The sequence below is a fragment of the Geobacillus sp. WSUCF1 genome (assembly GCF_000422025.1).
Taxonomy (GTDB): Bacteria; Bacillota; Bacilli; order Bacillales; family Anoxybacillaceae; genus Geobacillus; species Geobacillus zalihae.
This window is the reverse complement of record NZ_ATCO01000063.1, coordinates 1-11,502: the sequence shown is the minus strand read 5'-3', so window position 1 is coordinate 11,502 and position 11,502 is coordinate 1. Positions and strand designations below refer to the sequence as shown.

Genomic DNA, 11,502 nt, shown 5'->3' with positions numbered 1-11,502 from the left:
AGAGTAGGTCGCTGCTAGGCGAAAATCCCCTGCTGTATATACAGCAGGGGATTTTTGATTTGATTCAACCCAAAAATTTCCGCATTAAGTATTCATGAAGCAGCAACGGCACTTTTTCCGCCGACACGGAGAGAAACTCAAGAATAAAAGTGTATGCCTTGCTTGGGTAAGAATGGAGAAGCTCGCTCCACCATTCCGTCTCATAGCGCGAAATCATGCTCAAGTTATACAGCAACAAGTAATGGGCGTGTATTTCTGGAAGCGAGAATGTTTTCTCTTTCTTGACTGGAATTCGGAGTGTACCGTCAAGATGGAATAAAAACGGACCTTCTCCGGCCGGCGACAGCGGCGATTCTATATGAAAATACAGAAATTCTCCTTCTTCTTTGGCGAACGAAAGCCGCTTTCCTTGTCCTTCTTCACAGAGATATTGGACAAAGCGGGACAACGACATATGGTAGTGGTCCAAAATCACTTTTGGGATGGCGAGCATCGGCGGCGAAGCAGTATGTACAACAGGCAAGGATAACGGTTTTTTTTCGCCCGCTTAGAAGAAAAAACGTTTCATGCAACTCGCCAATTCGTTGCAACAGCGTGCCCATGCGAAATTTTTCCCCAGCTTCTTGTTTCACATGAAACATTTTTTCAGAAAAATGTGCGAATAAACCGTTTTTTTGTATTTTCACTTCATCATCTAAAAATTCGTAGCCCTGTTTTTTTCGTTTTCTTGCTGATACACCATGGGCCAAGACCGATGTTGATTCCGGGTAGTCGGGGTCGACAGTGAGCAGGCATGCTTTTAAGAGCTGCACCATGCCGTAAAACAAGAGAACCGGCTTGATGGACAGCGGCGCCTGCTGGGCAGCGGCGTAAAAGTTTTGCCCGTGTTCCAGATAATATAAAAATGGGTAACAGTTTGCATAACTGCGTTGGACGGCGTCATCCCGCTGCAGCTGTTGATAGCATTGCCGCAAAAATTGCTGCGCAGTATCGGCCGAGCGGAAAACAGAAAGGCGAAACAGTTGACCGTGATTTCCGAACATTTTTACCCCCCTTACATAGAATTGTCTTGAAATAACTGAAAAGTTGGACATTTTCTTGATTCCTTGACAGTAGTTTAACCAGTTGTTAAGCTACTAATAATATTTCCGGACAAGGGGGAGAAAACATGTGGGAAGCGAAATTCGCCAAGGAAGGATTGACGTTTGATGATGTTCTTCTCATCCCAGCGAAGTCGGACGTATTGCCGCGCGATGTTGATGTAACCACGAAGTTGAGCGATACGCTGCAGTTGAACATCCCGATTCTCAGCGCTGGGATGGATACGGTCACCGAAGCGGAGATGGCAATTGCGATGGCGCGTCAGGGAGGCCTTGGCATCATTCACAAAAATATGTCGATCGAACAGCAGGCCGAGCAGGTCGACAAGGTGAAACGGTCGGAACGAGGCGTCATTACGGACCCGTTTTTCCTAACGCCGGATCATCAAGTGTATGATGCAGAACACTTAATGAGTAAATATCGGATCTCGGGGGTGCCGATCGTCAACAACCCCGAGGAGCAAAAATTGGTCGGCATTATTACGAACCGTGACTTGCGTTTCATTCAAGACTATTCGATTAAAATTTCCGAGGTAATGACGAAGGAAAACTTGATCACTGCTCCGGTGGGGACAACGTTGGAGGAAGCAGAGAAAATTTTGCAGCGACACAAGGTCGAAAAACTGCCTCTTGTTGATGAAAACGGTGTGCTGAAGGGATTAATTACGATCAAGGATATTGAAAAGGTCATTGAATTCCCGAATTCAGCGAAAGATGCGAAAGGGAGGCTGATTGTCGGGGCGGCCGTCGGGGTGACGGCGGACACGATGATTCGCGTCAAAAAGCTTGTTGAGGCAGGGGTTGATGTCATTGTCGTTGACACGGCGCACGGCCATTCGAAAGGCGTCCTAGAGACGGTGGCCAACATCCGACGCCAATACCCGGACTTGAACATCATCGCCGGCAATGTCGCGACAGCTGAAGGGACGCGCGACTTGATTGAGGCTGGGGCGAACATTATTAAAGTCGGAATCGGTCCGGGGTCCATCTGCACGACCCGGGTTGTCGCCGGGGTTGGTGTGCCGCAAATTACGGCGATCTACGACTGTGCGACTGAGGCGCGCAAACATGGCGTCCCGATCATCGCTGACGGCGGGATCAAATATTCCGGCGACATTGTGAAGGCGATCGCGGCTGGGGCGCATGCGGTTATGCTCGGCAGCTTGCTTGCTGGTGTTTCCGAAAGCCCGGGTGAGACGGAAATTTATCAAGGCCGCCGCTTCAAGGTGTACCGGGGCATGGGATCGGTCGCAGCCATGGAGCGCGGCAGCAAAGACCGCTATTTTCAAGAAGATGCGAAAAAGTTTGTCCCGGAAGGCATCGAGGGACGCGTTCCATACAAAGGGCCGCTTGCCGACACGATTTATCAGCTTGTCGGTGGGTTGCGCGCCGGCATGGGCTATTGTGGAACCCGCAATTTGGAAGAGCTGCGCGAAAAAACGCAGTTTATCCGCATGACGAGCGCGGGGCTCCGTGAAAGCCATCCGCATGACGTGCAAATTACGAAAGAAGCGCCGAACTACTCTGCTTTTTGATCGGAGTTGCGCCGATCGGCTCAACTGTGACGGAGACATGTCCTCCGTCTATTTTTTTGGCCGACGGTATGTTACAATAACGGTTGTGTGAGGAGGGTGTCATTGTGAGGAGGAGAAAACAAAACTGGTTGTTTTGGTTGCTGTCGATTTGCCTTTGTTTAACGTTTGGTCCGTTTCAACAGACGGTGAAGGCGGAAAGCGCCCCGCTTGACATCCGGGCGGACGCTGCGATTTTAGTGGATGCACAAACGGGAAGAATTTTGTATGAAAAAAATATCGATACGGTGCTTGGGATTGCCAGCATGACGAAAATGATGACCGAGTATTTGCTTCTTGACGCCATTAAGGCGAAGCGCGTCAAATGGGATCAAATGTACACGCCAAGCGATTACGTGTACCGGCTGTCGCAAGACCGGGCGCTGTCCAATGTCCCGTTGCGAAAAGATGGCAAGTATACGGTGCGTGAGCTGTACGAGGCAATGGCCATTTATTCGGCGAACGGGGCAACGGTCGCGATTGCTGAGATCATCGCTGGATCGGAGAAAAATTTTGTGAAAATGATGAACGACAAAGCGAAAGAGCTTGGGCTGAAAGATTATAAGTTTGTCAATGCCACAGGGTTGAGCAATAAGGATTTAAAAGGATTCCATCCAGAAGGGACAAGCACAAATGAGGAAAACGTCATGTCCGCACGTGCGATGGCGATGCTTGCCTACCGGTTGCTGAAAGATCATCCCGAAGTGCTGAAAACAGCGAGCATTCCTCATAAAGTATTCCGGGAAGGAACAAAAGATGAAATCAAAATGGACAACTGGAATTGGATGCTGCCTGGGCTTGTGTACGGATACGAAGGTGTAGACGGGTTGAAAACCGGCTATACGGAATTTGCCGGCAACTGTTTCACCGGGACGGCGAAACGAAACGGCGTCCGCTTGATTTCGGTTGTCATGAACGCGAAAGATGCGAGTGGGAAAACAACAAAAGAGGCGCGCTTTAAAGAGACAGAAAAACTATTTAACTACGGATTCAACCAATACTCCCTCGAGACGCTTTATCCAAAAGGGTACCAGCTGAAAGGAAAAGAAACACTTCCGGTCGTGAAAGGGAAAGAAAAAGAGGTTCGTGTCGCGACAGGAAAGAATCTGGATCTGCTTGTGAAAAACGGCGAGGAAAAACAATACAAACCTGTATATGTGTTGGACAAGAAAAAAATGACAAAAGAAGGAAAGCTAGTCGCCCCTTTGAAAAAAGGGGAAACGGTTGGATATATGACGCTCGAATATAAAGGGGACGACTCCCTTGCCTTCTTAAGCCCAGACATGCAAAAAAACATCCGTGTGCCGCTTGTCACAACAGCTGAAGTCGAAAAAGCCAATTGGTTTGTTCTTTCGATGCGCGCGGTCGGCGGACTGTTTGTTGATTTATGGACAAGCGTCGCCAAAACAGTGAAAGGCTGGCTGTAGAATCGACTCCCCTTGATGGGGAGCTTTTTTCCATTGTGATTTTTGTAAAAATTGAGGTAAAATAAAACAGTGGAATCGTCCTTTTGCATGCCTCGCAAAGCATAAGGATTAGGAATAGGGGGAATCAACGTTGGCATTGACAGGTACGGACCGCGTCAAACGCGGCATGGCGGAAATGCAAAAAGGCGGCGTCATCATGGACGTCGTGAACGCAGAACAGGCGAAAATCGCTGAAGCGGCAGGGGCTGTCGCGGTTATGGCGCTCGAGCGCGTCCCGGCGGACATTCGCGCCGCTGGCGGTGTCGCGCGCATGGCCGACCCGACGGTGATCGAAGAAGTGATGAAGGCCGTTTCGATCCCAGTCATGGCGAAAGTGCGGATCGGTCACTATGTTGAGGCGCGTGTCTTAGAGGCGCTTGGTGTCGACTACATTGACGAAAGCGAAGTATTAACGCCGGCTGATGAGGAATTCCATATTGACAAACGGCAGTTTACCGTTCCATTTGTGTGCGGTTGCCGCGATTTAGGGGAAGCGGCGCGCCGCATTGCAGAAGGGGCATCGATGTTGCGGACGAAAGGAGAGCCGGGGACAGGCAACATTGTTGAGGCCGTGCGCCATATGCGCAAAGTGAACGCGCAAATTCGCAAAGTCGTCAACATGAGCGAAGATGAGCTTGTCGCTGAGGCGAAACAGCTCGGGGCTCCGGTTGAGGTGCTGCGCGAGATCAAGCGGCTTGGCCGCCTGCCGGTCGTCAACTTTGCCGCCGGCGGTGTCGCGACACCGGCTGACGCTGCCTTGATGATGCACTTGGGTGCGGACGGTGTCTTTGTTGGGTCTGGCATTTTCAAATCGGAAAATCCGGAAAAATACGCGCGCGCGATCGTAGAGGCGACGACTCATTACGAAGACTATGAATTGATCGCACACTTGTCGAAAGGATTGGGCGGCGCGATGCGCGGCATCGATATCGCGACATTGTTGCCGGAGCACCGGATGCAAGAACGCGGCTGGTAAGCTAAATAAAGGAGCAAAGCAACGATGAAAATAGGTGTACTTGGACTGCAAGGAGCTGTGCGGGAGCATGTTCGCGCCATTGAGGCGTGCGGCGCCGAGGCGGTCATCGTGAAAAAGCCGGAGCAGCTTGAAGGGTTGGACGGTCTTGTGCTGCCGGGCGGCGAAAGCACGACGATGCGGCGGCTCATCGACCGCTATGGGCTGATGGAGCCGCTCAAGCAATTTGCCGCTGCCGGCAAGCCGATGTTCGGTACGTGCGCCGGGCTCATTTTGCTGGCGAAGCGAATTGTCGGCTATGACGAGCCACATTTAGGATTAATGGACATTACAGTCGAGCGGAACTCGTTCGGTCGGCAGCGGGAAAGCTTTGAGGCGGAGCTGTCGATTAAGGGTGTCGGCGACGGGTTTGTCGGCGTCTTCATCCGTGCTCCGCACATTGTCGAGGTCGGCGACGGGGTCGATGTCCTCGCGACATACAATGACCGCATTGTCGCGGCCCGGCAAGGCCAGTTTCTTGGTTGCTCGTTCCATCCAGAGCTGACCGACGATCATCGATTGATGCAATACTTTCTCAACATGGTCAAAGAAGCGAAAATGACGTCAAGCCTTAAGTAAAGTGATCAAGCGAAAGCGATGAGAGGAACAAGCAGCAGACCCCCTTTCTTTCAGAGAGCCGGTGGGTGGTGCAAACCGGCAGGGAGCTCCTGTGAATCCATCCTCGAGCAAAACGTTGAACGCCAAAGCGGGTCAGTAGGCGTTTTCGGCAGCCGCCGTGAACGGCAAAAAGGGAAGGCATCGCAAGCCTTCAATAAGGGTGGCACCGCGGGGTCGCTCCCGTCCCTTTTGGGGACGGGGGCTTTTTTATGTATAATATTGAATGGAAAAGGAGGTAAAAGCCATGCTGGATGTGAAAATATTGCGCGCCCAGTTTGAAGAAGTGAAAGAAAAACTAATGCAGCGCGGCGGAGATTTGGCGAACATCGACCGGTTTGAACAGTTGGACAAAGAACGCCGCCGTTTGATTGCTGAGGTGGAAGAGCTAAAAAGCAAACGCAATGATGTGTCGCAGCAAATTGCCGCCCTTAAGCGCGAGAAAAAGGATGCGGAGCCGCTGATCGTCCAAATGCGCGAAGTCGGCGACCGCATTAAGCAAATGGATGAGCACATTCGCCAACTGGAAGAGGAACTCAACGCCCTGTTGTTATCGATTCCAAATATTCCGCATGAATCCGTACCGGTCGGCCAGTCGGAAGAGGACAATGTCGAAGTGCGGAGATGGGGGGAGCCGCGTTCGTTTTCCTTTGAGCCGAAGCCGCATTGGGAAATCGCCGATCGGCTCGGTTTGCTCGACTTTGAGCGAGCCGCCAAAGTGGCGGGAAGCCGATTTGTCTTTTATAAAGGGTTAGGAGCGCGGCTTGAGCGGGCGCTCATCAACTTTATGCTTGACATCCATCTCGATGAATTCGGTTACGAAGAAGTGTTGCCGCCATATTTAGTGAACCGGGCGAGCATGATCGGAACCGGACAGTTGCCGAAATTTGCCGAGGATGCGTTCCATTTGGACAGCGAAGATTATTTCCTCATTCCGACCGCTGAGGTGCCGGTGACGAACCTGCATCGCGACGAAATTTTGGCCGCAGATGATTTGCCGATTTACTATGCGGCCTACAGCGCCTGCTTCCGCGCGGAAGCCGGGTCGGCCGGCCGCGACACGAGAGGGCTGATCCGCCAGCATCAGTTCAATAAAGTCGAGCTGGTAAAATTCGTAAAGCCGGAGGACTCGTACGATGAATTGGAAAAGCTGACGCGCCAGGCAGAGACGATTTTGCAACGGCTCGGGCTTCCGTACCGCGTTGTCGCCTTGTGCACCGGAGACCTTGGATTCTCGGCGGCGAAAACGTACGATATTGAAGTTTGGCTGCCAAGTTACGGAACGTACCGGGAAATTTCGTCGTGCAGCAACTTTGAGGCGTTTCAAGCGCGCCGTGCCAACATCCGCTTCCGTCGCGATCCAAAAGCGAAACCGGAGTACGTGCATACATTAAACGGTTCGGGGCTAGCCATTGGGCGGACGGTCGCCGCCATTTTGGAAAACTACCAGCAAGAAGACGGCTCGGTCATCGTTCCGGAAGCGCTTCGTCCTTACATGGGGAATCGGGACGTCATTCGCTGAAAAAAGGTGCTTGAGGCAAATCGTTGGTTGACTTTTCCCGACTGCCGTGTTATAGTGAATGACGTTGGCAATGAGGAACAAGAAATCTTGTTCTTGGCCAAGACGATGATGAAGAGGACTGACGCGCATAAGAGGAGATTGTCATCTGAAACGGCTGACCGCCGAAAGCCGTTTCCCATCATAAAAAAACCCGCCGTTGACCGGCGGGTTTTTTATGCCTTTATTTTTTTACAACAGTAAATTGATCAGCGATCAGCAGCCAGTTTTGTGGAAAATCAATGCCAAGTTTCCAATAGCTGACCCCGCGCAAACCAAGTTCCTTCACGAGATTAAATTTTGCTTGAATGGAGCGGGCGTCCTCGAACCATACTTCATGCTCGCGTCCGTTTTCGTCGCGATAGCGAAAATGCGGTGCCTGCGCCTCCGTATCGTATTCGATGGCAACGTTATACTTTGCGGCGAGGGCGATGGCTTGCTGCGGGCTGAGGGCCTGGGCGTACGGGCCGCCGGGTACATATGGCAGCGTCCAGTCGTAGCCATACAAGTTTTGCCCCATCAAAATTTTTCCGGCTGGCATTTCAGAGATGGCGTACTCGAGAACGCGGCGGACCGGACCGATCGGGGACACCGGCATCGGCGGCCCGCCGCTGTAGCCCCATTCATACGTCATGATCACGACAAAGTCGACAATTTGTCCATGGGCGCAGTAGTCGTGTGCTTCGTACCAACGTCCGCGCTGGGTCGCGCTCGTTTTCGGCGCCAAGGCGGTCGACATCATCCACCCTTCTCGTGCAAACCGCCGTTTCGCTTTGCGCAAAAACGCATTATACGCCTCACGGTCTTCCGGGCGCAAATATTCAAAATCAAAATGGATGTCGCGGAAGCCATACCGTCTAGCGGTCGCGACAATGTTGTCGAGCAGACGATTTTGCAGCGTTTCGTTTGTTAACATAAGCGCGCCGAGCTCGTCGCTGAACTGCCCGTTTTCAATGTTGGCGACAACCATAACGAGCGTGACGCGGTTGGCGCGGGCAATATCCGGAAAGTCGTCAAGCGGCGGCTCTTGCAATGTCGCGTCGCGTCGGATCGCAAAATAAAAAGGACTCAAATAAGTCAAATACGGAGCGGCTTCGCGAGCGCTCGCCTCCAGCGCTGGGCTGACAGTCGCGCCGCGCGGTTCAATATAGGCGTTAAACTCCGCTCTTCGCTTGGCGCCGGGCGGTATATAAAGCCGCTGCCCGACCTTAAGCGGAGCGTTTAAGGAGAGGCGATTCACTTCGGCAAGCCGCTGCATCGGAATCGAAAATCGGCGTGCAATCGACCATAACGTTTCGCCGCGCTGCACCCAGTAAAAACGACCGACGATCGGGATCACGAGCGCCTGGCCGACAACGAGTTTATCAGGGTTTGGAAGCTTGTTGGCCCGGACAATTTCTTCCGCCGTGGTCCCGTATGCCTCAGCAATTCCACTTAACGTTTGTCCACTCTGCACTACGTGGATTTGCATACTTGACCTCCTAGTTGCGTCTTTATTCTCCATATTCTATGATGAAAAGAAAGGAGAAATGACCGTTTGTGTGAAGGGGTATACGATGAACACCGACGAGTACTACATGCGATTGGCAATGGAAGAAGCAAAAAAAGCGGAGCAGATCGGCGAAGTGCCGATCGGCGCTGTCATCGTTCAAGACGGCCGCGTCATCGCCCGCGCTCATAATTTGCGGGAAACCGAACAACGCGCCATCGCTCATGCAGAAATTTTGGCAATCGATGAAGCATGCCGGGCAACCGGTTCATGGCGGCTTGAGCGGGCGACGTTGTACGTAACGCTTGAGCCGTGCGCCATGTGCGCAGGCGCCATTGTTCTTTCCCGCATCGAACGGGTTGTATTTGGCGCGTTTGACCCAAAGGAGGGTGCGCTGGGACATTGATGAACTTATTGCAGGAAAGCCGATTTAACCATCAGGTTAAGGTGGTAAGCGGGGTGCTTGCTGACGAGTGCGGTTCGCTGTTGAGCCAATTTTTTCGACGATTGCGCGAACAAAAGAGAAATGTTGGCGGGAGTGCCAACGAAAATTCCGTCGATTGACATTGCATTTTTTCCGCTAACGAGCTATACTGATAGTGCCGTGCTAAGCGGGGAGGTAGCGGTGCCCTGTACTCGCAATCCGCTCTAGCGAGGCTGAATTCCTTCTCGAGGTTAGTCTGTTGCGAGGCCTGTCTCAAGCAAGTGGTGTTGACGTCTGGGTCCCGCGCAATGGGATTCCGTGAACCCTGTCAGGTCCGGAAGGAAGCAGCAGTAAGCGGATGCTCCCATGTGCCGCGGGGACGCCTGGGCTGAGCTAACTGCTTGAGCAACGCTCGGGGCAGCTAATCGACAGAAGGTGCACGGCCTTACATAGCGATAGGGAACAAAACCCACTCATGGCGAGTGGGTTTTTTGTTATTTCAAATTGCAATAGGAAGTTATATAATAGATAGGACGAGAGAAAGAGGAGGGCCGTTTTCCGTGGCATACCAAGCGTTATATCGCGTGTTTCGGCCGCAGCGCTTTGCGGACATGGTCGGCCAAGAACACGTGACCAAGACGTTGCAAAGCGCCCTGCTTCAACATAAAATATCGCACGCTTACTTATTTTCCGGCCCGCGCGGTACAGGAAAAACGAGCGCAGCGAAAATTTTCGCCAAGGCGGTCAACTGTGAACAGGCGCCAGCGGCGGAGCCATGCAATGAGTGTCCAGCTTGCCTCGGCATTACGAATGGAACGGTTCCCGATGTGCTGGAAATTGACGCTGCTTCCAACAACCGCGTCGATGAAATTCGTGATATCCGTGAGAAGGTGAAATTTGCGCCGACGTCGGCCCGCTACAAAGTGTATATCATCGACGAGGTGCATATGCTGTCGATCGGTGCGTTTAACGCGCTGTTGAAAACGTTGGAGGAGCCGCCGAAACACGTCATTTTCATTTTGGCCACGACCGAGCCGCACAAAATTCCGGCGACGATCATTTCCCGCTGCCAACGGTTCGATTTTCGCCGCATCCCGCTTCCGGCGATCGTTTCACGGCTAAAGTATGTCGCAAGCGCCCAAGGTGTCGAGGCGTCCGATGAGGCATTGTCCGCCATCGCCCGTGCTGCAGACGGGGGGATGCGCGATGCGCTCAGCTTGCTTGATCAAGCCATTTCGTTCAGCGACGGGAAACTTCGGCTCGACGACGTGCTGGCGATGACCGGGGCTGCATCATTTGCCGCCTTATCGAGCTTCATCGAAGCCATCCACCGCAAAGATACAGCGGCGGTTCTTCAGCAGTTGGAAACGATGATGGCGCAAGGGAAAGATCCGCATCGTTTGGTTGAAGACTTGATTTTGTACTATCGCGATTTATTGCTGTACAAAACCGCTCCCTATGTGGAGGGAGCGATTCAAATTGCTGTCGTTGACGAAGCGTTCACTTCACTGTCGGAAATGATTCCGGTTTCCAATTTATACGAGGCCATCGAGTTGCTGAACAAAAGCCAGCAAGAGATGAAGTGGACAAACCACCCGCGCCTTCTGTTGGAAGTGGCGCTTGTGAAACTTTGCCATCCATCAGCCGCCGCCCCGTCGCTGTCGGCTTCCGAGTTGGAACCGTTGATAAAGCGGATTGAAACGCTGGAGGCGGAATTGCGGCGCCTGAAGGAACAACCGCCTGCCCCTCCGTCGACCGCCGCGCCGGTGAAAAAACTGTCCAAACCGATGAAAACGGGGGGATATAAAGCCCCGGTTGGCCGCATTTACGAGCTGTTGAAACAGGCGACGCATGAAGATTTAGCTTTGGTGAAAGGATGCTGGGCGGATGTGCTCGACACGTTGAAACGGCAGCATAAAGTGTCGCACGCTGCCTTGCTGCAAGAGAGCGAGCCGGTTGCAGCGAGCGCCTCAGCGTTTGTATTAAAATTCAAATACGAAATCCACTGCAAAATGGCGACCGATCCCACAAGTTCGGTCAAAGAAAACGTCGAAGCGATTTTGTTTGAGCTGACAAACCGCCGCTTTGAAATGGTAGCCATTCCGGAGGGAGAATGGGGAAAAATAAGAGAAGAGTTCATCCGCAATAAGGACGCCATGGTGGAAAAAAGCGAAGAAGATCCGTTAATCGCCGAAGCGAAGCGGCTGTTTGGCGAAGAGCTGATCGAAATTAAAGAATAAACCGTTTAAAGGAGCATTCCCGTTAGG

The 11,502-nt window shown here is 52.3% G+C and carries 7 protein-coding genes, 1 other RNA gene, 2 pseudogenes and 1 other annotated feature; of the genes and pseudogenes, 8 read left to right on the top strand and 2 right to left on the bottom strand.

What is annotated here, in order from left to right; genetic code table 11:
* Positions 1-64 precede the first annotated feature (64 nt).
* A pseudogene (locus I656_RS19880) lies at positions 65-1,043 on the bottom strand (YaaC family protein).
* A 125-nt stretch (positions 1,044-1,168) separates the two neighbouring features.
* Between I656_RS19880 and guaB the strand changes: the two are divergent.
* The 5 genes from guaB (at position 1,169) to serS (ending at position 7,286) form a co-directional block, all read left to right on the top strand.
* Positions 1,169-2,635 (top strand): IMP dehydrogenase, encoded by a 1,467-nt coding sequence (gene guaB, locus I656_RS09280; RefSeq protein WP_011229525.1) that lies wholly within the window; start codon positions 1,169-1,171, stop codon positions 2,633-2,635.
* A gap of 104 nt (positions 2,636-2,739) precedes the next feature.
* On the top strand, positions 2,740-4,098 hold the full coding sequence (locus tag I656_RS09285; protein ID WP_011229526.1) for a serine hydrolase: 1,359 nt from the start codon (positions 2,740-2,742) through the stop codon (positions 4,096-4,098).
* A 130-nt stretch (positions 4,099-4,228) separates the two neighbouring features.
* On the top strand, positions 4,229-5,113 hold the full coding sequence (gene pdxS, locus I656_RS09290; protein WP_020754770.1) for a pyridoxal 5'-phosphate synthase lyase subunit PdxS: 885 nt from the start codon (positions 4,229-4,231) through the stop codon (positions 5,111-5,113).
* 24 nt (positions 5,114-5,137) lie between these two features.
* Complete coding sequence (gene pdxT / locus I656_RS09295) at positions 5,138-5,728, top strand: pyridoxal 5'-phosphate synthase glutaminase subunit PdxT (protein ID WP_020754769.1); 591 nt, start codon at positions 5,138-5,140, stop codon at positions 5,726-5,728.
* A gap of 9 nt (positions 5,729-5,737) precedes the next feature.
* Positions 5,738-5,958, top strand: a binding site (T-box leader).
* A 53-nt stretch (positions 5,959-6,011) separates the two neighbouring features.
* The gene (serS, locus tag I656_RS09300) at positions 6,012-7,286 is read left to right on the top strand and encodes a serine--tRNA ligase (protein WP_033005375.1); all 1,275 of its coding nucleotides are present in this window, start codon (positions 6,012-6,014) and stop codon (positions 7,284-7,286) included.
* A 220-nt stretch (positions 7,287-7,506) separates the two neighbouring features.
* Here the strand turns inward: serS and I656_RS09305 are convergent, their stop codons facing one another.
* Positions 7,507-8,793, bottom strand: coding sequence for a LysM peptidoglycan-binding domain-containing protein (locus I656_RS09305; protein ID WP_033005372.1), 1,287 nt, complete (start codon positions 8,791-8,793; stop codon positions 7,507-7,509).
* 58 nt (positions 8,794-8,851) lie between these two features.
* On the opposite strand from I656_RS09305, the pseudogene tadA reads away from it, so the two are divergent.
* From tadA to dnaX, 3 genes and pseudogenes are all read left to right on the top strand, one after another.
* Positions 8,852-9,375 (top strand): annotated as a pseudogene (gene tadA / locus I656_RS0115340) (tRNA adenosine(34) deaminase TadA).
* A gap of 38 nt (positions 9,376-9,413) precedes the next feature.
* Positions 9,414-9,678: signal recognition particle sRNA large type (gene ffs, locus I656_RS17830), an RNA gene on the top strand.
* Between the two features lie 117 nt (positions 9,679-9,795).
* Positions 9,796-11,475: a DNA polymerase III subunit gamma/tau gene (gene dnaX, locus I656_RS09310; protein ID WP_012820425.1), complete on the top strand. Its 1,680-nt coding sequence runs from the start codon at positions 9,796-9,798 to the stop codon at positions 11,473-11,475.
* Positions 11,476-11,502 lie beyond the last annotated feature (27 nt).